The sequence below is a fragment of the Faecalibacterium sp. 7 genome (genome assembly GCF_049562865.1).
Taxonomy (GTDB): Bacteria; Bacillota; Clostridia; order Oscillospirales; family Ruminococcaceae; genus Faecalibacterium; species Faecalibacterium wellingii.
Window position 1 is genome coordinate 2,835,795 of the sequence record NZ_CP186911.1, and the last position, 22,498, is coordinate 2,858,292.

The window sequence follows — 22,498 nt, forward strand, 5'->3', positions numbered from 1 at the left end:
AGGAGAAAACGGGCGATATGTTAATCAGTCTGATCGTACCCTGTTATAATGAAGAAGAGGCCATGCCCCTTTTTTATCAGGAAGCGTGCCGCGTGGCAAAAAACATGAAAGAATCTCATAATGCAGACTTTGAGATTATCTTTGTGGATGATGGTTCAAAGGACGGCACTCTGCACACAGCGCGGAAACTGCACCGGCAGGATGATCGGGTACGATACATTTCCTTCAGCCGCAATTTTGGCAAGGAAGCCGGCATCTATGCAGGTCTGCAGGCAGCGAAAGGCGACTATGTGGCAACGCTGGATGCCGACCTGCAGGATCCACCGTCACTTCTGCCGGACATGCTGGATACGCTGCTGACCGGCGAATATGACTGTGCAGCTACCCGCCGCACGACCCGGGAGGGCGAACCGCCGATACGCAGCTGGTTTGCTCATGAATTTTATCAAATCATCAACAGAATGTCGGATACTGAAATTGTAGATGGTGCCCGGGATTTTCGATTGATGAGCCGAAAAATGGTGGATGCCGTGCTGAGCATGAGTGAGTATAACCGCTTCAGCAAAGGCATTTTCAGCTGGGTAGGATTCCGCACAAAATGGTTCGATTATAAAAATGTGGAGCGTGTGGCAGGCCAGACAAAATGGAATTTCTGGAGCCTGTTCAAATACTCCATCGAAGGCATCGTGGGCTTTTCTACCGCGCCACTGGTCATGGCGGCAGGCCTTGGTGTACTTTTCTGCGCTCTGGCATTCATCGGCATCATCTTCGTGATAGTGCGTGCACTGATTTTCGGCGACCCTACTTCCGGCTGGCCCAGTATGGTATGCATCGTTCTGCTGTGCAGCGGTGTGCAGCTGCTGTGTACGGGTATCGTGGGTGAATATCTGGCCAAGGCCTATCTGGAAGTGAAGCACCGCCCCATTTACATCACTGCGGAGACAGAAGCAGACGGGAGGTAAGCTTTGGGATCAACTGTCGGCCCTAATCACAGCATTGATTCAGCTTATTCGTCCCTTTCGGTCAAAATACACACATTTCCGTGCATCAGCGGCAAATGTTTGTTAAACTATTATCTATCTTGCGACCTTGCAATGTGCACGGTTTTTGTTTATAATAGTATCGTAACGGGGCATGGCCCCCGAATGCGAGCGAAACTCTAGTTCAGACATTAAAACTTGAGAGGAGTTTATTACCATGGGTTTAGGTAAGAAGACGATCGACGATCAGAACTACTGCGGCAAGAAGGTTCTTGTCCGCTGCGATTTCAACGTCCCGATGAAGGACGGTGTCATCACCAACGAGAACCGCATCAACGCAGCTCTGCCCACCATCCAGAAGCTGGTCAATGATGGCGCAAAGGTCATCCTGTGCAGCCATCTGGGCAAGCCCAAGAACGGCCCCGAGGCCAAGTTCAGCCTGGCACCCGTTGCTGTGGCTCTGAGCGCAAAGCTGGGCAAGACCGTTGTGTTTGCAGATGACGACAATGTTGTCGGCGAGAACGCAAAGGCTGCTGTTGCTGCCATGAACAACGGCGACGTCGTTCTGCTGCAGAACACCCGTTTCCGCAAGGAAGAGACCAAGAACATGCCCGAGTTCAGCGAAGAGCTGGCTTCTCTGGCTGATGCATATGTTGACGATGCATTCGGCAGCTGCCACCGTGCACACTGCTCCACCGCAGGCGTCACCGACTTCATCAAGGATACCGCTGTTGGTTACCTGATGGAGAAGGAGATCAAGTATCTGGGCAACGCTGTGAACGATCCCGTTCGTCCCTTCACCGCTATTCTGGGCGGCGCAAAGGTCGCAGACAAGCTGAATGTTATCTCCAACCTGCTGGAGAAGGTCGATACCCTGATCATCGGCGGCGGCATGGCTTACACCTTCGTCAAGGCTCAGGGCTACGAGGTCGGCAAGAGCCTGTGCGACGATTCCAAGCTGGATTACTGCAAGGAAATGATGGCCAAGGCTCAGGAGAAGGGCGTGAAGCTGCTGCTGCCCGTTGATGCTGTCTGCATCAAGGACTTCCCCGATCCCATCGATGCTCAGGTTGAGACCACTGTTGTTCCCGTCACCGCGATCCCGGCTGACATGGAAGGCTGCGACATCGGCCCCGAGAGCATGAAGCTGTTTGCTGATGCTGTCAAGGCATCCAAGACCGTTGTGTGGAACGGCCCCATGGGCGTGTTCGAGAACCCCACTCTGGCAGCTGGCACTCTGGCAGTTGCTAAGGCTATGGCTGAGAGCGACGCTACCACCGTGATCGGCGGCGGCGACAGCGCAGCAGCTGTGCAGCAGATGGGTCTGGGCGACAAGATGACCCACATCTCCACCGGCGGCGGCGCTTCTCTGGAGTATCTGGAGGGCAAGGAGCTGCCCGGCATCGCTGTCATTCAGAACGCATAATTTTTCCGGCATCGTAAATGGGTGCGGCGGCTTCAGCGCCGCCGCACCTTTTTGTTTGTGCACAGACTGCACATATAGAAGGTAAATAAAGGAGATAGAGTATCATGGATAAGGCAAAGCGCAAGGCTATCATTGCAGGCAACTGGAAGATGAACAAGACTGCCTCTGAGGCTGCTGTTCTGGTGGATGAGCTGGTCCCCGCTGTTCAGGACGCAGGCTGCGAGGTTGTCATCTGCACCCCGTATACCGATCTGGTCACCGCTGTGGAGAAGACCAAGGGCACCAACATCCATGTGGGTGCTGAGAATGTTCACTTCGAGAAGTCCGGCGCTTTCACCGGCGAGATCAGCGCTGATATGCTGGTGGATCTGGGCGTGGAGTACGTCATCGTGGGCCACTCTGAGCGCCGCCAGTACTTTGCAGAGACCGACCAGACCGTGAACAAGCGCGCTCTGGCTGCTCTGAACGCCGGCCTGAAGGTCATCATCTGCGTGGGCGAGAGCCTGCAGCAGCGTGAGGAGGGCGTCACCGAGGAGCTGGTCCGGATGCAGACCAAGATCGCTCTGCGCGACGTGACCGCTGAGCAGATGGCAAATGTCGTTATCGCCTACGAGCCCATCTGGGCCATCGGCACCGGCAAGACCGCTACCGCCGATCAGGCTGAGGAAGTCTGCGGCCAGATCCGCAAGGTCATCGGTGAGGTGTACGGCGAGGCAGTTGCCGAGGCTACTACTGTCCAGTACGGCGGCAGCATGAACGCCAAGAACTGCGAAGAGCTGCTGAGCAAAAAGGATGTGGACGGCGGCCTGATCGGCGGCGCATCCCTGAAGGCTCCCGACTTTGCAGTGATCGTCAACGCAGCCACCAAGGGCTGATAAAACTGCAAAATAAGCCTTTTCCACTGCGGAAAGGCGGCACGAAGTGCCGGATGAGGGGTAGCTGCGGAGAATGCGCTCTATCGGGCACATTGCAGGCGCTGCCCCTTGTTTTTATTGAAAATAGTGTTCTCAAATCAAAGGAGATTCATTTTTATGGCAAAGAAACCTGTTCTTCTGTGCATCATGGATGGCTTCGGCTGGGTGCCGGAGGAGACCTTCGGCAACGCCGTGGTCGCCGCCAAGAAGCCCCATCTTGATGCTCTGATGGCAAAATATCCCATGACCACCATCGATGCTTCCGGCATGGCCGTCGGCCTGCCCGATGGCCAGATGGGCAACTCTGAAGTTGGCCACACCAACATGGGCGCAGGCCGCATCGTGTATCAGCAGCTCACCCTCATTACCAAGTCCATCAAGGACGGCGAAATGCTCCAGAACCCGGTTCTGGTCAAGAACATGAAGGCTGCCATCGATGCCGGCAAGGCCATCCATCTGATGGGTCTGGTGGGCACCGGCGGTGTGCACAGCCACGCAGACCACTGGTTCGGCGTGCTGGAAATGGCAAAGCATCTGGGTGCAAAGGACGTCTACCTGCACTGCATCACCGATGGCCGTGATACCGACCCGCACTCCGGCAAGGGCTTCCTGGCCGACCTGCAGGCCAAGCTGGACGAGCTGGGCATCGGCAAGATCGCCAGCGTCTCCGGCCGTTACTACGCCATGGACCGCGATAACAACTGGGATCGTGAAGAGAAGGCATATGCTGCCTTTGTCTACGGCGAGGGCAATCATGCCGCCAACGCCGCCGAGGCCATCGAGGCTTCCTATGCAGCAGACAAGACCGACGAGTTCGTTCTGCCCTGCGTCACCTGTGAGGGCGGCCGCGTGCAAGACGGCGACACCGTGATCTTCATGAACTTCCGCCCCGACCGTGCCCGCCAGATGACCCGTATCTTCTGCGACGACGCTTTCACCGGCTTTGAGCGCCGCGGCGGCCGCAAGCAGGTGAATTATGTCTGCATGGCCGAGTACGACGCCACCATGCCCAACTGCGAGGTGGCCTATCCCCCTGTGGAGCTGAAGAATGTTCTGGGCCAGTACCTGTCCGAGAACGGCAAGACCCAGCTGCGCATTGCCGAGACCGAGAAGTACGCCCACGTCACCTTCTTCTTCAACGGCGGCGTCGAGGCTCCCTACGAGGGCGAGGACCGCTGCGTGATCCCCAGCCCGAAGGTAGCAACCTATGACCTGAAGCCTGAGATGAGCGCCCCCGAGGTTGCTGCCGAGTGCGTCAAGCGCATCGAGAGCGGCAAGTACGATGTGGTCATCCTGAACTTTGCAAACTGCGATATGGTGGGCCACACCGGCGTATTCGATGCTGCGGTCAAGGCCGTTGAGGCTGTGGATACCGCTGTGGATCAGGTAGTGTCCGCTGTGCTGAAGGCCGGCGGCTGTGCCTTCATCACCGCCGACCATGGCAACGCCGAGAAGATGATGAACCCGGACGGCACCCCCTTCACCGCACACACCACCAACGTGGTGCCCTTTGTGGCTGTTGGCTGCGGTGATGTGAAGCTGCGTGAGGGCGGCTGCCTTGCCGACATCGCACCCACCATGCTGCCCTATATCGGCCTGTCCGTCCCCGCCGAAATGACCGGCAAGAGCATCATTGTGGAGTAATTGACCGTTAAAATGGCCGACGCGTTCGCTTTGGGACGAGTTGTGGCTCTCAGCATCCATTTCGCGCCTTAAACGGCGCTCATGTCTTGCTGGCCACTGCCCCAACAACTCTTCCCTGTTCCCGCCACTGGCGGCGGTCATCGTTGTTGCATCAATAGCGGAATTATAACTCTTATATTTACAGCTCTGGAAAATCCGTGGATTTTCCAGAGCTGTTTTTTCATGAAAAAAGTCGATGATAGAAACTGAATCTTCCGGTTTTGGCCCCATTCGTGAAAAGGCGTTTGGAGCGGCCCGCAGGCCGCAACAAACTCAAAATGAAAATAAACTTTCCGCTGAATATAGCCAGAGCGCAGCGGAGGCCATTTTCAATCAAAACTTTTCTTTTTTTCCCATCCGTGCTACAATAAACATGAATTTTGAATTGTAGGAGAAGCGGATGGAAACTATTCACAAGCATATCGTTCTGGGCATTCTGGCCCATGTGGACTCTGGCAAGACCACCCTTTCGGAAGCCATGCTCTACCGTTCCGGCGCGATCCGCAAACTGGGGCGCGTAGATCACAAGGACGCCTTTCTGGACACAGACGCGCTGGAAAAAGCCCGTGGGATTACTATTTTTTCCAAGCAGGCACTGCTGACGGCAGGCAGCACGGATATCACCCTGCTGGACACTCCCGGCCATGTGGATTTTTCCACCGAGACCGAGCGTACTCTGCAGGTTTTGGATTATGCCGTGCTGGTGGTCAGCGGTACCGATGGCGTGCAGAGCCACACCGAAACGCTCTGGCGGCTGCTGCGGCGCTACCATGTGCCCACCTTTGTGTTTGTAAACAAGACCGACCTGCCCGGCAAGAGCAAGGAAGAGCTGCTGGACCAACTGAATCATCGCCTCGGCGAAGGGTTTGTGGATTTTGGTATGCCGCAGGCAGACCGGAATGAAGCATTGGCTCTGTGTGACGAAAACCTGATGAACCGGATGCTGGAGGCTGGACAACTGGCAGATGCCGAAATCATCCCGGCCATTGCCCGGCGGCATGTTTTCCCGTGCTGGTTCGGCTCGGCGCTCAAGCTGGACGGTGTGGAGGAGCTTCTCGGCGGGCTGGACCGCTTTACCCGCCCGGCTCCTGCACTGGATACCTTTGGGGCCAAGGTGTTCAAGGTCTCGCAGGATGAGCAGGGTGCCCGCCTGACCTGGCTGCGCGTTACCGGCGGGGAGCTGAAGGTGAAAGCACAGCTCTCGGGCGAAGCGGACGGCGAGCCTTGGGCCGAAAAGGCCAACCAGCTGCGGCTGTACTCCGGTACAAAGTATACACTGGCAGAGACCATCCACCCCGGGCAGGTGTGTGCTGTCACCGGCCTGACCAAAGCCCGTCAGGGCGAAGGCCTTGGCGCAGAACGCGACAGCGACCTGCCGGTGCTGGAACCGGTGCTCAGCTATCAGGTGCTGCTGCCGGAGGGCGCAGATGTGCACGCGGCGCTGGGCAAGCTGCACAGGCTGGAGGAAGAGGAACCTCAGCTCCATGTGGTATGGAACGAAACGCTGGGCGAGATCCATGTCCAGCTCATGGGCGAGATCCAGCTGGAAGTGCTGCGCAGCCTGCTGGCAGAGCGGTTTGGTCTGAACGTGGAGTTCGGCCCCGGCGGCATCCTTTATAAAGAGACCATCACGGAGCCCATGGAGGGTGTAGGCCATTACGAGCCGCTGCGCCACTACGCAGAAGTGCATGTCAAGCTGGAACCGCTGCCGCGCGGCAGCGGAATGCAGTTTGCCACCGACTGCCGGGAAGAAGTGCTGGACAAAAACTGGCAGCGCCTTGTGCTGACCCATCTGGAAGAAAAACAGCACCTTGGCGTGCTGATCGGAGCGCCGTTGACGGACGTGAAGATCACCCTCATTGCGGGCCGTGCCCACCTGAAGCACACAGAGGGCGGAGATTTCCGGCAGGCGACCTACCGCGCTGTGCGGCAGGGCCTGATGATGGCCAAAAGCCAGCTGCTGGAGCCGTGGTACGCCTTCCGGCTGGAAGTGCCGGTGGAAAGCCTTGGCCGTGCCATGACCGATATCCAGCGCATGGAAGGCAGCTTTGACCCGCCGGAAAGCGGAGAAGAAACTGCTGTGCTTACCGGTTTTGCTCCGGTAGCTGCCATGCGCAGCTACCCCATGGAAGTGGTCAGCTATACCCGCGGTCGTGGACGGCTGACCCTGACGCCGGATGGCTGCCGGCCCTGCCACAACGCGGCGCAGGTCATCGAAGCCGCAGGCTATAAGCCGGAACATGACCTTGAAAATCCCGCAGATTCGGTGTTCTGCGCCCATGGAGCAGGCTTTGTGGTACCATGGGATCAGGTGCGCAGTCACATGCATGTGGACAGCGGCTGGGGAAAAGCCGCGCGCCCGGAACCGGAGGCGCAGACTGTGCCGCAGCGCCGGGCCATGGCCTACCGCGCCACTCTGGAAGAGGATGCCGAACTGCTCAAAATTTTTGAGCGCACTTATGGGCCCATCAAGCGGGACCCGCTGGCTGCATTCCGCCCGACGCAAAAGCGGGAACGTCCGGATTTTGACGCTCAGCAGTGGGAGATCCTGCCGGAATATCTGCTGGTGGACGGCTATAACATCATCTTCGCATGGGACGAGCTGAACGCCCTTGCAAAGGACAATCTGGAAGCCGCCCGGCATAAGCTGATGGACATTCTGTGCAACTATCAGGGCTACCAGAAATGCAACCTCATCCTTGTGTTCGACGCCTACCGGGTGCCGGGCAGTCCGGGCTCCATCGAGCAGTACCACAACATCCATGTGGTCTACACGAAGGAAGCAGAAACGGCGGACATGTTCATTGAACATGTCACCCACGAGATCGGCAAAGGACGCCGCGTGCGCGTGGCCACTTCCGACGGTATGGAACAGATCATCATTCTAGGGCACGGTGCGCTGCGCGTCTCGGCCCGCATGTTCCACGAGGAAGTGCAGAACGTGGAAAAGCAGATCCGCGCCCTTGTGCAGGGGCAGGCGTGAGCTTTGAGAAACAGCAGATTTTAAATCGTTTTCTGGAGGTGCCTTTATGGCTGTGGAAATAACCGAAGATTTTGTCTGGCAGGTCATCCCGCCGCGCCCGCGTGAAAGCCACAAGGGCACCTTTGGCACTGTTCTGGCCGTTGCGGGCAGTGCGTCTTACCGTGGTGCGGCCCTGCTTGCCGCCGAGGGAGCTCTGCGCACCGGTGCGGGCATCGTGACCCTTGCCAGTGTGGAGCCGGTGCTCGCTGCTGCCGCAGCCCGCCTGCCGGAGTGCTGTCTGTGCCCGTGCGCCGCAGGGGCCGAAGGCGGCATCTCACCGGAAAGTATCCCGTTTATTCAGCGGCAGAAGGCCACAGTGCTGCTGCTGGGCCCGGGCCTTGGCGGTACGGCCCAGAGTGCAGCCCGCGCAGCAGAGACACGCGTACTGGTACAAAGGCTTCTGCCGGGCTTTGCGGGCAGTGCAGTGCTGGACGCTGATGGCCTAAATGCCGCCGCGCAGCTTTTGGCTGAGGGGAAGGCGCTGCCCCATCCGATGGGCGAGTTGATCCTTACGCCGCATCCCGGTGAAATGGCCCGGCTCACCGGCCTATCCGTGGCAGAGATCAGCGCCGACCGTGAGAAAATTGCCCGGCAGTATGCGAAAAAATGGAACGTCGTGGTGGTACTCAAGGGTTCCCGCACCGTTGTGGCTGCGCCGGATGGCCGTGCATGCGTGAATCCCACCGGCAACCCGGGCCTTGCCCGGGGCGGCAGCGGGGATGTACTGGCCGGTATGACGGCGGCCCTGCTGGCCTGCCGTCTGCCTGCGTTTGAAGCTGCTTCCTGTGCGGTGTACCTGCATGGTGCCGCAGCTGACCGTGCTGCTGCGCTTTGCGGGGAGTACGGGATGCTGCCGCATGATATCCTGCCGCAGCTTGGCCGGATGTTTGCGGAAAATCAGAGATAAACTTAGAACCAAGTCCTGATTGCCATTTCTCGCGCTGCCAGTCGATGCCGGCCGATGTCAAGTCTTGGACAACATTTTTCACAAATAAATTTGAAAAAAAGCAAAAAAATAAGCCCTACAAGGCTTTCAATCGGTTCTTACACCAATTTGAGCCTTGTAGGGCTTATCTTCTTATTCATATTTTTTGGGGGGCTTAACCCGACTACAGAGGGTATTATTCCAGCACACACCAATCGCCCGAACTGAAATACGCCACTCCCACGCACAGCATTTTATGGACGAAGACTCTTTACAAGAGTCTGAAATTCCTGTTCTGTATGGCTGTCCTCAATACGTACCTGCTGTTCCAAAGGAGCGCGTAGCACCCGATGCTTACAGGGAACCGGCATAATGAATTTCGCGCCCACATAAGTTCCCTTATACTTCTCATTTTTCAGAACATGGTAAACCGTTCCACTTGTCCAATGGCTGCGCTGCAGATCCCATGCTTTCTGCTCACTGTACACATGGTTTTCCGCCACATGATACGCTGCCGGGGTCGGGATCTGCTTTTCATTCAGGATTTTTGCGATGGTGCCTGTTCTGTTGCCCTGCAATGCCAGTTCAAAAATCAACCGCACATATCGACTGGCTACCGGGTCGAGGATTAGCTTATGACAGTCGTTCGGGTCCGGCAGGAATCCAAACGGGCGGTATCCTCCGAGATACATTCCCTTTTTCTGCATCACATGGTCGGCTGCTGCGATTTTAGCGGAAAGATCCCGGCTGTAGGATGCGTTGAGGATGTTCTTAATGGCTACTTCCAGTCCACGTACATCGTTTCCGATTTGCATTCCACTGTCGTAACCATCGTTGACAGAGATAAAGCGAACGCTCAGCAGCGGGAAGATGCGCTCCATATAATCGCCTGCCTCAATGTAATCACGGGCGAACCGGGAAAAGTCCTTTACGATAATCGTTTTCACCTTTCCGTCCTGCGCATCTTGAATTAGCCGCTGAAACGCAGGACGGCTTGTAGATGTGCCGGAGTAGCCATCGTCCACGTACTCCTGACGCGGCTCTGTTGCCAGTTCGGGGCGGGCCATGATGTACCCCTCTACCAGTCCGCGCTGGCCCTGAATGCTGTTGCTCTCGGTCTTATCTGTTCCCACATCCTCGTCCGCAAGAGAAAGCCGGTAATAGGTTCCGATCATCTGCTGCTCACCGCCTTTCAAACGTGTAGATCAATTCTGCCTTTACGATTTCTGCTGCACGATTTTCCAGATTTCTCATACGGCGTACCCACTCCATCTGATTTTCTTCTTTCAGTTTTTCCGATACGCCCTCCCGCTGGCTCAGCTGCTCGATCAAAACCTCATATCGTTCCACTGCCTGCTCTTCCACATTTGCTAAAACAGTATCCAGTTTTCCGCTCAGCAGCAAGCTCTGGTAATAGGCTGGTTTTCGCAGTTTCAGGTACGCCTTGTGTAGCATCCCCCAGCGGCCAATCGGACGGGTCCGTGGCAGTTTCAAGGCTGGCAGATAATAATCACCCACCAAAACATATTCCATTCCTGTCCGGGCATCATAGATCTTCTCTTTCATCGTCTGTTCTCCTCGTTAAAACACAAATTCCGTGTAAGTATTTTTCTTGTGATCTGACTTTTTGAAAATCAATGCCTTATCTTCCACAACCTCTGTGCACTCCGGAATATCCGAAACCAAACAGCAGTTGCCGTAGCTCATTGCCTCCAGCAGACTTAATGGCATTCCTTCCAGATCGGACGGCAGCGTGTAGATGTAAGCGTTGCTGTACAGTTCATCCAGCATTGCTCCCTGCACAAACCCGGTAAAGAGAATCCGATCGTCACCCTTTGCCAGGTCTTTCAATTCCTCCATAAAGGAATCCGTATCACTGGAGCCACCTGCAATGACCAGTTTTTTATCTGTCTTGACATTCTTGAAGGCCTCAACCAGATATCGAATCCCCTTCTCTGGCACCAGACGACCGAGGAACAATATGTATGAGTCTTTTTTCATCCCGAACTTATCTGTAATCAGACTTGCTTCCCGAATCTGCAGCCTATTCACGCCATTAGGGATAAAGTGCGTTTTTCTTCCATAAGTTTCCTTAAAATAGTCCTGCACTCCTTTGCTCAGAACAATGACCTCGTCCGCATATTTCGCAGCATTTTTTTCGCCTTGGTGGATAAACTTAGAACCAAGTCCTGATTGCCATTTCTCGCGGGCCCAGTCCAAACCGGCCGATGTCAAGTCTTGGACAACATTTTTTACAAATAAATTTGAAAAAAAGCAAAAAAATAAGCCCTACAAGGCTTTCAGTCGGTATCGAACCGCTCTGAGCCTTGTAGGGCTTAACTGTTACTCTATATGATTTTATCTTAGACTGCCTGCAGCGGAGTGTTTTCCATCACTTTCTTAAACTGCTCCACTGTCATTTTTGCCTTTTCAGCAGCGCGCTCTATTTTTAAATCACCGTCTCGAACAAGCTGCACCAACATCCGCATCTCACCAATGTTGATGCCTTCGGCCTTTACGCCCTGACTAAGGTTGCACATAACAAGCACCTCCCTTTCCAGCTCTTCGTTCATTGCAACGCCAAATTCTTCTTCAAGAATTTTCTTTTTCTCAGTAGCTGCTCTGGAAGAAGAGAGCAACACATCCATAAATTTCACAATACCTGTATAGTTCTCCGTACCAGGATCTCCAAGACAAATCGTTACAACACTCATCAAATCGTAGTTTTCCGATTTTTCAACAGCGTTTCCAATCAACTGCTCTGGTCGGATAGAATAACGAATCAGAGTGTTTTGGAACTCCTTGGTTGGGTGTGTACAAACCCAGATAGAGTACACTTTTCGGATTTTCCCATACTCCGAGTTCGTGAATATCGGACCATGCTGTGCGGAGATCATCCTGCTGCAATAATAGATTGCTCGCTTTGTCAACGGGTATCCCGGATTAAAAGCAGTCTGCGCTTCCACATTAATAATAAGACGTATCACATCTTTCGATGCAGTAGAAACCTCTGATGTTGGTGCGATTGCATCGAACCGGACATCATAATTGATGGTTCCTTCCGTCAGCGTAGAATCCTCATTATTGCTTCCGACAATTACGTCAGAAGTTTTTTGGGGTCTGTTTGTATCATCAACATGAACGCCAACCGTGCCCACTTCCGGCGTTCCTTCGATATACTTCTCTGCAATTTCGTCTACGGAACAGGCACTGTACTCATTCACACAGTTCTTCATAATCTGTGCCAGAATCTGTTTGTTGGCAAGCAGCTTCTTGGCAGCCTTATCATAGCTCGAATCATATTCCGTCTGCGTTATCGCATGAGCAAGCTGATTTTCCATCGGCATTCACTTCCTTACAGCAGATTCAAGAGGAGAGTATACTTCCCCCATTGTGCTTTCATCTTACCATAAAACACTTTGCATATCAAGCTGGCAGATGTAAACTTTTCAGCATAGATTTGTCCATATTGCCCACTCTGGTTTAAATTCAAGTCAGCATAATTCAGCATAATATTCCAATATAGCAGCATCTGTATTCAAGATTCTTCCCGCCTTGGCTACCATTCCCGTTCATCTTTTTCAAGTGAAATGATAACTGCGTTTTTCTCAGCTTCATATCTCCCCTTAAACTGATGATCCTTTCCTACGGCTAGTTCATTTGCCTCCAGCAACGCCTGAATGAACTGTATTCCGTTAATCATCATCCGACACTGCCCATCGGTCAGCAGCCTGTCTGGGACCTTAAAGGACATGGGATGCTCCGCAGCACACGGCGTGATTGCAATAGACTTCCGATCTTTCCTCTGCAAAACACAGATATAGGCCGGACTTCCAAGAATACGGATAACATCTTTCCCAACATTCATTCTCCGGCTTTCCGCCGGAATTGTCACTCGCAGGTTCATAACTCGCCCAGAATTCATGTCGGCATTCCTCTCTTAGCAATCTCATTGCCCGATTGTTGTACGTTTTCAAGCTGTCCCGGTAAATCTGGCAAAGGTATATTTTCAGATTCTTCACGTTGCGGAATCGGTATTGAAGTAGTGCCTGCTTCCCGTTCGGGCTCATCCAATACAGTAGAACTCTGATACCCAATGAAGTCTTCAAACATGTTCATCTGATGGTCTGCAATATAGTCATTATAAGATTTTCCAATACGGTTCTTATAGGCATCCGGGAAGAATTTCATCTGCTTTTTCTTCATTTCACCAGTAAGCGGATCTGTATATTCCTGTGGCTTCGGGGTGAACATGATTGCTTCTTCCAAATCAAACAACATGCAAAGACCCTGATCTGAATTAGCCACCCGTCCAAGCACTTTATAACGGCATTCCCGATTCCAGTTCATGAGCCTGAAGATATTTTCCACAAATTCCAATGATGTAATATCCTTATCTTCCAAAACATTGTTCATCACTTATCCTCCCAGGGCTGCTCCATCTTTTTGCCATTCTCGCACACCCTAGTATGAAACAGAATCATATCGGACAGTTTATCTACAAGCTGAATTCCTTTTCGTGCTTCCTCTGTTTTAACGCGCCCCATAAACGCATGAATCACATTTGTGTCCATCGGCTTTTCAGGCATTTGCATCAGAGAATCCATTGACACATGGAGATATTCGGAAATTTTATGAAGTTCTACCGCATTGATTGCTCTTGCTCCATTCATGATTTTGCTCATTGTCTGCTTGGAGACTCCAATTCCTTCTGCCAGATCAACCTGCTTTTTATTTTCTTTTTTCAGTTCAGCTTGAATGTTGTTTGCAATTATCATATTTACATCCAGCATATAATCGCCTCCTATTATCCACATATTGATAATCAATCATTGGTTGTTCCTTAAATTCTCCCGATATTTCATGATTAGAAATTCCTAATTTTTTCCCTAACGACTCCATTCCTGATTTATTTTCATGATAATAATAGTAAACGTTTTTATGAAAATACAAAGAATATAATAAACCATGATAAGAAGCCGTAAATACTGTATTTGCATGTAAACAATTTAACATAGATTTGTCCATATTGGGATTTCTCACATTATGCCATCCATTAAATCGATAGCTTTTTCCTACTGCTAAATCCTTTGCCTCTCGTTGTCTTCAGCTCTTCTTCAAGGTAATAGTCACCATGATAGAATTTAGAAACATCCATATCAAGAGCTTCAATTACCCGACAGGCCAAGCCAAAAGAGGAAGTCAAAATATTTCTTTCCCCAGATTCCAGCCTTTGATATTGACGTAAAGTTATATTGGCTCGATCAGCAACCTCTTGTTGCGTCATCCTTAACATTTGTCGTCTTGCCGATAAGACAGCCGCTGCTGTTGGAATTATCGTTTGAAAACCATCTAAAATCCCACCACTCATAGGAATCGCCCCCTTCATTACGTCCATTTGGTCATATTGTACGACCAATCGGACGTAATGTCAAGTCAAATACTTTTAGAGGTTCAAGCCTATTTTCGATTGACATTCGTTCTCAAATTCATTTTCTTCGAGCGAAATAACAACCGCATTTTTCTCAGCATCATACCGTCCTTTAAACTGATGGTCTTTTCCTGCCGCCAGACCATTTGCTTCCAGCAACACCTGAATGAACTGTATTCCGTTAATCATCATCCGACACTGCCCATCGGTCAGCAGCCTGTCTGGGACCTTAAAGGACATGGGATGCTCCGCAGCACACGGCGTGATTGCAATAGACTTCCGATCTTTCCTCTGCAAAACACAAATATAGGTCGGACTCCCAAGAATACGAATAACATCTTTTCCCACATTCATTCTTCGGCTTTCTGCCGGAATCGTCACCAACAGATTCATAATTCGTCCAGAACTCATGTCAGCATTCCCCTCTCAGCACCCGCACTACCCGGTTGTTGTACATTTTCAGGCTGTTCCGGTAAATCTGGTAATGGGGTATTTCCTGAGCCTTCACCTTGCGGTATCGGTATTGAAATAGTATCTGTTTTCTGTTCAGGCTCATCCAATACAGTAGAACTCTGATACCCAATGAAGTCTTCAAACATGTTCATCTGATGGTCTGCAATATAGTCATTATAAGATTTTCCAATACGGTTCTTATAGGCATCCGGGAAGAATTTCATCTGCTTTTTCTTCATTTCACCAGTAAGCGGATCTGTATATTCCTGTGGCTTCGGGGTGAACATGATTGCTTCTTCCAAATCAAACAACATGCAAAGACCCTGATCTGAATTAGCCACCCGTCCAAGCACTTTATAACGGCATTCCCGATTCCAGTTCATGAGCCTGAAGATATTTTCCACAAATTCCAATGATGTAATATCCTTATTCACCCAGTTTTCGTCCTTCTGTCTTGCCCATTCAACAGATGCACTGTCCTCTTCCGGGCACATAATCAACGCAAGCCGCTTCTTATTGGGGTGCAAAATCGGAAGGACATACTTGATTCCTTCAAAAAGCCGAATGCACGCCATATTAAATTTCATAACACCATATTTTATGCTCACTGCAGGTTTATTCAGCATGGAAAACTGGGTGCGCGGCGGAAGTTCATAGCCATCGAACTTTTCGTACTCCAGTTCTCTTTTATGTTCTTTCCGTATCTGTGCAAGTTCACGAATCAAGGAGATTTCCCGAACGCTCAGTTCCTGCGCCCTGCTTTTTTCTTCCATTCTATAAGTTCCTCCTACATCGACATCAAAAGATCATCCAGTTCACGTTGAACTTCATTTCTGCTTGGAATTGCACCAATCATGGGATTTTCTACGACTTGGCCAGATTCCATCACATCACTAACTGTAATGCTCTGAACCCATTTACTCCGATATAGCCGGCATTTCAGATTCATCGAACAATTTTCTTGTTCATACTGATTTTTCCCAGTCAAAATCCGGGACTCATCTAATTCAAAAATCAGAAATTTTGCATTTCCCTGACCTCGGCAGATACCACGGCACCGATAGCGGCAATTCCTTCTCCAGTTCAACGTTTGAAGGATCAGGCCAGAAAACGCTCTGGCTGAAAAGGCACTATGAACGTCATTGTCATCTTGCCAGTGCATCGCCGTTGAAGAGCCATGATCGCTCTTTCGTAAAATCACGACCTGCAGAATCGGATGATAGAGCAGTTCCACATATTCGCAGTTGTCCAGCCGGGTGTGGCAAGCCTTGCTGAAACGGATTCCATTTTTAGAAATCGTCATAATCGGGCTGCTTTGATTGATAAAACATATGCCAGATACAGTCAAATAATCAGATGGCAATGCCATATCCAACTTCTTTCCAGACCGCATTTCTGCCATCTTGTTCAGTTTCGCCACCTCTTCCGGCAGATAGGTGCTCAGGCAAAGGCTGCGGATGCTTTCGGCATTGATACCGTTCCAGTTCGGATGGATACCCACAAAGCCTTTCAATGCTCCCTGTCGGATTACCACAATATCCTGCACACCGCACTTTTTGCTGCTGGATGCCACAAGATGTGCAGCCCGTGCAATCTCCGGCGAAACAATCGCTTCGTGATGTTCCGGGACATAGGCAGAGCAGCGATTCCCATTATTCTTTGTGACCTTGCCCAGCTTGTAGTCCACCACGATGCTCTTCCGGGCTTCCAGATCACCCCAGCGGCGTTCATTTTTCATGATGTTTGCTACCATCACACCGTTCCACTCCTGCCTGCCGCGCAGGGTGCTGCGCTTTTTCTGCGTCAGGATCATTGCAATCTGATCATAGTTATACCCTTGAATAAATGCCAGAAAGATAAACCGCACCGTCTTTGCTTCTTCCGGCTCGATCACCAACTGGCCATCCTTAGTATGCCGATACCCCATCAGGTCAGCCACCGGGTACTGACCTGTCATAATGCGCTGATCATACGAAAGGATCATCCGGCGGCTCTTGTTGCCCGATTCCCAGTCTGCCAAAAGAGCCTGAATGTCAAGACTATATTGACTGCTTGGATTCAGCGTGTAGATGTTTTCCGTTTCAAAGTACACGCCAATGGGATGTGCCGGGTGCATGGTTTTCAGGGCCGCGATCTGCGTCATGCAATCTGAAAAATTCCGAGCAAAACGTGAAATGCTGGCACAGATAATCAAATCCATCTTCTGGTCTTTGGCATCCCGCATCATGCGTTTAAACGCATCACGTTTCCGCAGCGATGTGCCGGATTTTCCTTCATCGCTGTAAATGTCCTGCAAATTCCAGTTTTCCGTTTCTGCAATCTTTTTGGTGTAATACAGAGTCTGATTTTCAATGGAGGAAATCTGTTCTTCGCTAGAGGTGCTGACACGGGCATAAACCGCTACACGCTTCAGGTCGCTGTCGTAAATCGACGGTGTCGGTTTCGCCGGACGAAAGTAGTCTTTTGCCGTTTTCTGGCCCTGTTCTGCCTGCTTATGGATTCTGTCCCGAATTTCAGCTTTTCTCTTTTCGGACTCCAAATGCCTACTCTGCCAGTCTGCTCCACACGGCAGCATGTCCACATCTTCTGCTGGGATATGTTCTACGTTCATTTTTCTTCAGCCTTTGTCATTTCATCTTCCAGTCGAATTCTCCACTCAAGATAATCTTTCCTTCGGATTGATGTATATTTTTCGGCCAATTCTTTCAGGTTCTGGCGTTGATTCTCAACATCAAGAATCGTGTCAATTCTCTGGTCGTCATCGTCTGTAACAAAGTCCACCCGCATCGGCAAATCAAACAGATATTTCAGCAGAAAACAGAAATCACAGGTATTCGCTGCAAGGTAGGCCCTTGTCTGTGAAAAAATCAGATTGACGGCACCCTTTTTGCAATCTTTGAGCAGATGCACCATTTCCGGGCGTTTATAAATTTCCTTATTCCCTGTGATGTCAATATAGACACCAACCAGCCTTTTATCCGCATCATCCCTAAACTTTTCAGCATAGTAGGAACTGTGATAGGCTACTGCTGCATCCTTAGAGCGTTCCCACAGTTTTGCAAGTTTCACATAGCCGCCAACCTTATACTTGCGATCCATTCATAGCACCTTCTTCCGGCTGAACGCTCCAATACCATTTCCGCTTTTTCTGATAGCAGTGGATTCCCATTTCTGTTTTTACCATTCGTGCCACTCGTTTGCTTACACCCTCATTGTCCAGACGGCAATAAATTTCATTTGCGCTCATATCGCCTTTTTCAAGGAAATGCTTGATCCAGTAGGCAGCTTTCTGTTGCTCTGTATCAAATTTAGGTTCGGCGTCCGGCTGTTGTTTTTCAAAGAGCTGTGGCCTACATTCCAGCCATCGAAAGCCCTTGTCGGCAGAAATGGAAAAGCGGATGTCTTCTGCCGTAGGCGCAAGACTGTTTTTGATTTGATGTACGATTCTTATATCAGGATTCTCGGTATCTCGCTCCACCTGCAGGACGCTTCGTGCTGCTGCCACAACATCAATACTGCCAAGACTGCGGTACAACCCTTTGGAGCCTTCTTTTTTGTTGAGGTGTCCAATCAGAACGATAGCGCAGTCATAGCCCGCAGCCCACATTCCAAGGCGGCGCATAAGTTTCCGTGCCCTGCCTGCGATCTGCAAATCCGAATCGCTGCCAAGATAAGCCTGAATCGGATCGATCACGACCAATCGAGGCCGAAATTCAATGATTGCCTGACGGATGCGCTCATCGTCCAATGTGAGGCCGTTATAAACCTCTTCATTGATGAAAGCAATCTTCCTGCAGTCTGCCCCGCAGCGTTCCAGACGGGGCTTTATCGTATCCGAAACGCCATCCTCGGAGCACTGATAAATCACTTTTTGCGGCACGCCGATCTTACAGCCATCCGGGGTCTTACCACCCGTTGAAAGTTCTGCAATCAGATTCATCATCATAGTGGATTTTCCATCGCCGGGATCACCCTGCAGCAGTGTAATTTTTCCGATTGCAATAAAGGGATACCACAGCCACCGTACATCCGTTGACTGAACTTCGCTATACAGTGTCAGCAGCCGTTCCATTTCGTTTTCCCCACTTTATTTTCGCAGCTTGATTTCATGCTTTTATTATACTCTTTTCAGATGATTTTTTCTGTAAACCACCTGTTTACACGTGCTCCAGAATGTAAACAGGTGGTTTACATTTTGCTTTCAGAATACACGATTGATGAGGGTGAACACTTATGTACTCTGAACTCTTTATTCTCTTCTTGTTATTACGACTAAAAGCGTAAATAATGGTAATGTCTTATGCGGGCGTAAGAAAGGAATGTTTTCTATGTCCGTTAATCGCATTGCTTTAGGTAAACGAATCAGTTTTTATCGTTTAAAGTTCAGCATGACTCAGGAAAAGCTTGCCGATTTGACCAACTGTAGTCGTGAATATATTGCCTATCTTGAAAACGGAGTCAAGACCCCCAGTTTGCCAATCTTGGTTGATCTCGCCAATGCTCTACATATTTCTGTCGATGCGTTACTGGTTGACAGCCTCGATTATTCTCTTTCTTCCTCTGATTCCGATTTACATTGCCTCTTATTAGACTGCAACGAAACTGAGCAGGAAATCATTATCCGCACGGCGAGGGAGTTAAAGGCCACTCTTGTCAGCCTTGGAATTTAACATCCATCCGTATTAAAATCACAAAATAAAAAGGCCCGCATAAGCCGCAGACGCACCCTCGAATCATCTTGGGTGCTGTCTGTGGTTTATGCGGGCAGTTATTGTGTTAGCTTATTCTCTTACTATCAAGCAGGCATATTATTGCTGCGTTCGCTCCGCTTCATTCCCATAAAAGGAGGGACAGAAGCACGGCTCAACCCTTTCTCATGGGCTTTCATTAACTGATACTCGTGCGTAGCTACTGCATCAATAAATTCACGCTGCTTCGGTGTTGCATGGTAATAATCTGTTTTAAAGCGTTTGCATACGCCAAATAAAACATTCAAATATTCCATTGTATCATTGCTCATAGGAGCAACCTGCAGCTCAAGTTCTTGATCTTTCATACTGAACCCTCCAATCTTTAAGATAAGTAGGTACTGAAAATTTCTTGTGCGCCTTCATCAGCCAGCATAAGCAGCTTTGGGCCTCCCGAATGTGGCTGAAAAATCGGAACTGCATGAAAATCTTTGATGTAGTGATCATACAGTTCATCTGTTTTTGCTTCAAAGGTTACAATACCACCATGTCCACTATCAATCGACAATTGAATACCATAAGCAATCATCATTCGACCAATGCCTGCGTATTTCCGCACGGTGCTAATTGTCGGATTACTCTCAGGATGTGCTTCAATATTCGCAATAAAAACTGATATTCCGTGATCATCTTCTCGATATGCACCCAATGCTACAATTTCGCCAGCATCTGTTTTCGCCGCATACTTTTCCAGCTTTGGGTCGCGGATAAATTCACTCGTCCAATCAGATTGCCACTTTTCCTTTGTAGAGGTCAGGTCTTCGTTGGTTGCCGATTCAATATCGATTTCAATTTGTTTTCCGGTCGCATTTTCTACCACATAGTACTGGAGAACCATTTCCTCCACACTCCCTTCTATAGTTATTGTAGCATGAACTTTTCAAAAACGCAAATATCATTTCTCACTCTGCTTCGTAATTTTTCAATACATCTTCAAATGTAAAATGAATTTTCACGCGCTTATCGTTGAAAACCTCAATGCGGTCAATAAAGGTTTCCGCCACATTCTGTGACAAATGCATCACATCGCCTGCTTCTCCCACAGTATCCATCACGGCTTGCAAATTATCCGTATCCTTCTTCACAGGCTGGAATGTTTGATTTTTCTCAGCACGCAGCCTTTGAATCTGCTCCATCTTTTCATCTTCCTGCACTCTGTAGGCATCTCTCTGCCGGATGAACTCTTCCTTACTCATATTCCCGTCGGCGTATTGCTCATACAGTGCAACGCGCTGTTTTACAATCTCTGCCTTTTCTGCACTCAGCTTTTCTTCCTGCCGTTCCAGTGCGGAAAAGCAAATCAACGCTTTGCGTTCCCGTTCGTGCAGGATTTCCAGTACATACTCTGCCTGCTTTATCTGCGCTGTCAGCGCATTTCGGACGATATGTTCCAGCAGTTCCTCGGAAATCGGGATTCGCTTGCAAGGGCTGTCCACCGCTGCGGCCGAAAATCTGCAGTTAAACGAGGAGCCAAGCTTCTTGAGAACACGATATTTCATCAGCTTCTGGCAGTAACCGCAGTAGACCTTGCCTTTCAGCGGATACTGGTGTTTTGTGTAGTTCCCGGACTGGTGGTTCCCGTTTTGCAGCATAATGACCTTTTGCGCCTGTTCAAATTCCTCCGGGGTCACAATGGCGGCATGGCTGTCCTCAATTCGTACCTGCTGTTCCAAGGGAGCGCGCAGGACCCGATGCTTACAGGGAACAGGCATAATGAATTTCGCACCCACATAGGTACCCTTATACTTCTCATTTTTCAGGACATGATAAACCGTCCCGCTTGTCCAATGGCTGCGCTGCAAGTCCCATGCTTTCTGCTCGCTGTACACATGATTTTCCGCCACGTGATACGCTGCCGGAGTTGGAATCTGCTTTTCGTTCAGGATTTTTGCGATGGTTCCTGTTCTGTTGCCCTGCAATGCCAGTTCAAAAACCAGGCGCACATACTGGCTGGCTACCGGGTCAAGGATCAGCTTATGGCAGTCGTTCGGGTCCGGTAGGAATCCAAACGGGCGGTATCCTCCGAGATACATTCCTTTCTTCTGCATCACATGATCGGCTGCTGCGATTTTAGCGGAAAGGTCCCGGCTGTAGGATGCGTTGATGATGTTCTTGATGGCTACTTCCAGTCCGCGCACATCGTTTCCGGCCTGCATCCCACTGTCATACCCATCGTTGACGGAGATGAAGCGAACGCCCAGCAACGGGAAGATGCGCTCCATATAATCGCCTGCTTCAATATAGTCACGGGCGAACCGGGAAAAGTCCTTTACGATAATCGTTTTTGTCTTGCCATCCTGTGCATCCTGAATCAGCCGCTGAAATGCAGGACGGCTTGTAGATGTGCCGGAGTAGCCATCGTCAACGTACTCCTGACGCGGCTCTGCAGCCAGTTCCGGGTGAGCTATGATGTACCCCTCTACCAGTCCGCGCTGGCCCTGAATGCTGTTGCTCTCAGCCTTATCAGCACCCACATCCTCGTCCGCAAGAGAAAGCCGGTAATAGGTTCCGATCATCTGCTGCTCACCGCCTTTCAAACGTGTAGATCAATTCTGCCTTTACGATTTCTGCTGCACGATTTTCCAGATTTCTCATACGGCGTACCCACTCCATCTGATTTTCTTCTTTCAGTTTTTCTGATATGCCCTCCCGCTGGCTCAGCTGCTCGATCAAAACCTCATATCGTTCCACTGCCTGCTCTTCCACATTTGCTAAAACAGTATCCAGTTTTCCGCTCAGTAGCAAGCTCTGATAATAGGCTGGTTTTCGCAGTTTCAGGTACGCCTTGTGCAGCATTCCCCAGCGGCCAATCGGACGGGTCCGTGGCAGTTTCAAGGCTGGCAGATAATAATCACCCACCAAAACATATTCCATTCCTGTCCGGGCATCATAGATTTTCTCTTTCATTGTCTGTTC

24 protein-coding genes and 1 pseudogene are annotated in these 22,498 nt (G+C 50.5%); 8 read left to right on the top strand and 17 right to left on the bottom strand.

Going from position 1 to position 22,498, the window contains the following annotated elements; translation table 11 throughout:
* Positions 1–17 precede the first annotated feature (17 nt).
* The 7 genes from ACKXF7_RS14210 (at position 18) to ACKXF7_RS14240 (ending at position 8,932) form a co-directional block, all read left to right on the top strand.
* Positions 18–962 (top strand): glycosyltransferase family 2 protein, encoded by a 945-nt coding sequence (locus ACKXF7_RS14210; protein WP_423741658.1) that lies wholly within the window; start codon positions 18–20, stop codon positions 960–962.
* A gap of 235 nt (positions 963–1,197) precedes the next feature.
* Positions 1,198–2,406, top strand: a complete 1,209-nt coding sequence (locus ACKXF7_RS14215) for a phosphoglycerate kinase (protein ID WP_339396187.1) — start codon at positions 1,198–1,200, stop codon at positions 2,404–2,406.
* A gap of 104 nt (positions 2,407–2,510) precedes the next feature.
* Positions 2,511–3,281: a triose-phosphate isomerase gene (tpiA, locus tag ACKXF7_RS14220; RefSeq protein ID WP_005945612.1), complete on the top strand. Its 771-nt coding sequence runs from the start codon at positions 2,511–2,513 to the stop codon at positions 3,279–3,281.
* A 156-nt stretch (positions 3,282–3,437) separates the two neighbouring features.
* Positions 3,438–4,964 carry a 2,3-bisphosphoglycerate-independent phosphoglycerate mutase gene (gene gpmI, locus ACKXF7_RS14225; protein ID WP_339396186.1) on the top strand — a complete coding sequence of 509 codons (1,527 nt, stop codon included), beginning with the start codon at positions 3,438–3,440 and terminating at the stop codon, positions 4,962–4,964.
* A gap of 235 nt (positions 4,965–5,199) precedes the next feature.
* A complete protein-coding gene (locus ACKXF7_RS14230) occupies positions 5,200–5,394 on the top strand; it encodes a hypothetical protein (RefSeq protein ID WP_339396185.1) in 195 nt (64 codons plus the stop codon).
* Positions 5,395–5,403: 9 nt separating this feature from the next.
* Positions 5,404–7,986, top strand: coding sequence for an NYN domain-containing protein (locus tag ACKXF7_RS14235; RefSeq protein WP_423741659.1), 2,583 nt, complete (start codon positions 5,404–5,406; stop codon positions 7,984–7,986).
* A gap of 46 nt (positions 7,987–8,032) precedes the next feature.
* Positions 8,033–8,932: an NAD(P)H-hydrate dehydratase gene (locus ACKXF7_RS14240; RefSeq protein ID WP_423741660.1), complete on the top strand. Its 900-nt coding sequence runs from the start codon at positions 8,033–8,035 to the stop codon at positions 8,930–8,932.
* A gap of 272 nt (positions 8,933–9,204) precedes the next feature.
* Here the strand turns inward: ACKXF7_RS14240 and ACKXF7_RS14245 are convergent, their stop codons facing one another.
* The 13 genes and pseudogenes from ACKXF7_RS14245 to ACKXF7_RS14305 form a co-directional block, all read right to left on the bottom strand.
* Positions 9,205–10,125: a recombinase family protein gene (locus tag ACKXF7_RS14245; protein WP_423741661.1), complete on the bottom strand. Its 921-nt coding sequence runs from the start codon at positions 10,123–10,125 to the stop codon at positions 9,205–9,207.
* A gap of 7 nt (positions 10,126–10,132) precedes the next feature.
* Positions 10,133–10,516, bottom strand: coding sequence for a TnpV protein (locus ACKXF7_RS14250; RefSeq protein ID WP_249233197.1), 384 nt, complete (start codon positions 10,514–10,516; stop codon positions 10,133–10,135).
* A 51-nt stretch (positions 10,517–10,567) separates the two neighbouring features.
* Positions 10,568–11,185, bottom strand: a pseudogene (locus ACKXF7_RS14255) (glycosyltransferase family 4 protein); the annotation flags it as partial.
* Between the two features lie 128 nt (positions 11,186–11,313).
* Positions 11,314–12,291 (bottom strand): hypothetical protein, encoded by a 978-nt coding sequence (locus tag ACKXF7_RS14260; protein WP_316539934.1) that lies wholly within the window; start codon positions 12,289–12,291, stop codon positions 11,314–11,316.
* A gap of 218 nt (positions 12,292–12,509) precedes the next feature.
* A complete protein-coding gene (locus ACKXF7_RS14265) occupies positions 12,510–12,818 on the bottom strand; it encodes a hypothetical protein (protein ID WP_423741662.1) in 309 nt (102 codons plus the stop codon).
* Between the two features lie 53 nt (positions 12,819–12,871).
* A complete protein-coding gene (locus ACKXF7_RS14270; protein WP_423741663.1) occupies positions 12,872–13,366 on the bottom strand; it encodes a hypothetical protein in 495 nt (164 codons plus the stop codon).
* On the bottom strand, positions 13,366–13,743 hold the full coding sequence (locus tag ACKXF7_RS14275; protein WP_423741664.1) for a helix-turn-helix domain-containing protein: 378 nt from the start codon (positions 13,741–13,743) through the stop codon (positions 13,366–13,368). The genes ACKXF7_RS14270 and ACKXF7_RS14275 overlap by 1 nt, the downstream gene beginning before the upstream one ends.
* A 263-nt stretch (positions 13,744–14,006) precedes the next feature.
* Positions 14,007–14,321 carry a helix-turn-helix domain-containing protein gene (locus ACKXF7_RS14280; protein ID WP_423741665.1) on the bottom strand — a complete coding sequence of 105 codons (315 nt, stop codon included), beginning with the start codon at positions 14,319–14,321 and terminating at the stop codon, positions 14,007–14,009.
* A 75-nt stretch (positions 14,322–14,396) separates the two neighbouring features.
* Positions 14,397–14,792 carry a hypothetical protein gene (locus ACKXF7_RS14285; RefSeq protein ID WP_423741666.1) on the bottom strand — a complete coding sequence of 132 codons (396 nt, stop codon included), beginning with the start codon at positions 14,790–14,792 and terminating at the stop codon, positions 14,397–14,399.
* Positions 14,789–15,607: a hypothetical protein gene (locus ACKXF7_RS14290; RefSeq protein ID WP_423741667.1), complete on the bottom strand. Its 819-nt coding sequence runs from the start codon at positions 15,605–15,607 to the stop codon at positions 14,789–14,791. The genes ACKXF7_RS14285 and ACKXF7_RS14290 overlap by 4 nt, the downstream gene beginning before the upstream one ends.
* Before the next feature lie 14 nt (positions 15,608–15,621).
* The gene (locus ACKXF7_RS14295; protein WP_423741668.1) at positions 15,622–17,445 is read right to left on the bottom strand and encodes a recombinase family protein; all 1,824 of its coding nucleotides are present in this window, start codon (positions 17,443–17,445) and stop codon (positions 15,622–15,624) included.
* Positions 17,442–17,933: a hypothetical protein gene (locus ACKXF7_RS14300; protein ID WP_423741669.1), complete on the bottom strand. Its 492-nt coding sequence runs from the start codon at positions 17,931–17,933 to the stop codon at positions 17,442–17,444. The genes ACKXF7_RS14295 and ACKXF7_RS14300 overlap by 4 nt, the downstream gene beginning before the upstream one ends.
* On the bottom strand, positions 17,917–18,906 hold the full coding sequence (locus ACKXF7_RS14305) for an AAA family ATPase (protein ID WP_423741670.1): 990 nt from the start codon (positions 18,904–18,906) through the stop codon (positions 17,917–17,919). The genes ACKXF7_RS14300 and ACKXF7_RS14305 overlap by 17 nt, the downstream gene beginning before the upstream one ends.
* A gap of 256 nt (positions 18,907–19,162) precedes the next feature.
* Between ACKXF7_RS14305 and ACKXF7_RS14310 the strand changes: the two genes are divergently transcribed.
* On the top strand, positions 19,163–19,504 hold the full coding sequence (locus tag ACKXF7_RS14310) for a helix-turn-helix domain-containing protein (RefSeq protein WP_423741671.1): 342 nt from the start codon (positions 19,163–19,165) through the stop codon (positions 19,502–19,504).
* 125 nt (positions 19,505–19,629) lie between these two features.
* Here the strand turns inward: ACKXF7_RS14310 and ACKXF7_RS14315 are convergent, their stop codons facing one another.
* From ACKXF7_RS14315 to ACKXF7_RS14330, 4 genes are read right to left on the bottom strand one after another with little or no spacing between them, the layout of a single operon-like run.
* Positions 19,630–19,890, bottom strand: coding sequence for a hypothetical protein (locus ACKXF7_RS14315; protein WP_097777541.1), 261 nt, complete (start codon positions 19,888–19,890; stop codon positions 19,630–19,632).
* Positions 19,891–19,907: 17 nt separating this feature from the next.
* Positions 19,908–20,429 (bottom strand): hypothetical protein, encoded by a 522-nt coding sequence (locus ACKXF7_RS14320; protein ID WP_349935270.1) that lies wholly within the window; start codon positions 20,427–20,429, stop codon positions 19,908–19,910.
* Positions 20,430–20,484: 55 nt separating this feature from the next.
* A complete protein-coding gene (locus ACKXF7_RS14325; protein WP_423741672.1) occupies positions 20,485–22,098 on the bottom strand; it encodes a recombinase family protein in 1,614 nt (537 codons plus the stop codon).
* A 7-nt stretch (positions 22,099–22,105) separates the two neighbouring features.
* Positions 22,106–22,489 carry a TnpV protein gene (locus ACKXF7_RS14330; protein ID WP_223387232.1) on the bottom strand — a complete coding sequence of 128 codons (384 nt, stop codon included), beginning with the start codon at positions 22,487–22,489 and terminating at the stop codon, positions 22,106–22,108.
* Positions 22,490–22,498 lie beyond the last annotated feature (9 nt).

Bases quoted from the DNA above. Each gene is read 5' to 3' on its own strand.
- ACKXF7_RS14210 (WP_423741658.1), top strand. From the start codon at position 18: ATGTTAATCAGTCTGATCGTACCCTGTTATAATGAAGAAGAGGCCATG.
- ACKXF7_RS14215 (WP_339396187.1), top strand. From the start codon at position 1,198: ATGGGTTTAGGTAAGAAGACGATCGACGATCAGAACTACTGCGGCAAG.
- tpiA (WP_005945612.1), top strand. From the start codon at position 2,511: ATGGATAAGGCAAAGCGCAAGGCTATCATTGCAGGCAACTGGAAGATG.
- gpmI (WP_339396186.1), top strand. From the start codon at position 3,438: ATGGCAAAGAAACCTGTTCTTCTGTGCATCATGGATGGCTTCGGCTGG.
- ACKXF7_RS14230 (WP_339396185.1), top strand. From the start codon at position 5,200: ATGATAGAAACTGAATCTTCCGGTTTTGGCCCCATTCGTGAAAAGGCG.
- ACKXF7_RS14235 (WP_423741659.1), top strand. From the start codon at position 5,404: ATGGAAACTATTCACAAGCATATCGTTCTGGGCATTCTGGCCCATGTG.
- ACKXF7_RS14240 (WP_423741660.1), top strand. From the start codon at position 8,033: ATGGCTGTGGAAATAACCGAAGATTTTGTCTGGCAGGTCATCCCGCCG.
- ACKXF7_RS14245 (WP_423741661.1), bottom strand. From the start codon at position 10,125: ATGATCGGAACCTATTACCGGCTTTCTCTTGCGGACGAGGATGTGGGA.
- ACKXF7_RS14250 (WP_249233197.1), bottom strand. From the start codon at position 10,516: ATGAAAGAGAAGATCTATGATGCCCGGACAGGAATGGAATATGTTTTG.
- ACKXF7_RS14260 (WP_316539934.1), bottom strand. From the start codon at position 12,291: ATGGAAAATCAGCTTGCTCATGCGATAACGCAGACGGAATATGATTCG.
- ACKXF7_RS14265 (WP_423741662.1), bottom strand. From the start codon at position 12,818: ATGAATGTTGGGAAAGATGTTATCCGTATTCTTGGAAGTCCGGCCTAT.
- ACKXF7_RS14270 (WP_423741663.1), bottom strand. From the start codon at position 13,366: ATGAACAATGTTTTGGAAGATAAGGATATTACATCATTGGAATTTGTG.
- ACKXF7_RS14275 (WP_423741664.1), bottom strand. From the start codon at position 13,743: ATGCTGGATGTAAATATGATAATTGCAAACAACATTCAAGCTGAACTG.
- ACKXF7_RS14280 (WP_423741665.1), bottom strand. From the start codon at position 14,321: ATGAGTGGTGGGATTTTAGATGGTTTTCAAACGATAATTCCAACAGCA.
- ACKXF7_RS14285 (WP_423741666.1), bottom strand. From the start codon at position 14,792: ATGAGTTCTGGACGAATTATGAATCTGTTGGTGACGATTCCGGCAGAA.
- ACKXF7_RS14290 (WP_423741667.1), bottom strand. From the start codon at position 15,607: ATGGAAGAAAAAAGCAGGGCGCAGGAACTGAGCGTTCGGGAAATCTCC.
- ACKXF7_RS14295 (WP_423741668.1), bottom strand. From the start codon at position 17,445: ATGAACGTAGAACATATCCCAGCAGAAGATGTGGACATGCTGCCGTGT.
- ACKXF7_RS14300 (WP_423741669.1), bottom strand. From the start codon at position 17,933: ATGGATCGCAAGTATAAGGTTGGCGGCTATGTGAAACTTGCAAAACTG.
- ACKXF7_RS14305 (WP_423741670.1), bottom strand. From the start codon at position 18,906: ATGGAACGGCTGCTGACACTGTATAGCGAAGTTCAGTCAACGGATGTA.
- ACKXF7_RS14310 (WP_423741671.1), top strand. From the start codon at position 19,163: ATGTCCGTTAATCGCATTGCTTTAGGTAAACGAATCAGTTTTTATCGT.
- ACKXF7_RS14315 (WP_097777541.1), bottom strand. From the start codon at position 19,890: ATGAAAGATCAAGAACTTGAGCTGCAGGTTGCTCCTATGAGCAATGAT.
- ACKXF7_RS14325 (WP_423741672.1), bottom strand. From the start codon at position 22,098: ATGATCGGAACCTATTACCGGCTTTCTCTTGCGGACGAGGATGTGGGT.
- ACKXF7_RS14330 (WP_223387232.1), bottom strand. From the start codon at position 22,489: ATGAAAGAGAAAATCTATGATGCCCGGACAGGAATGGAATATGTTTTG.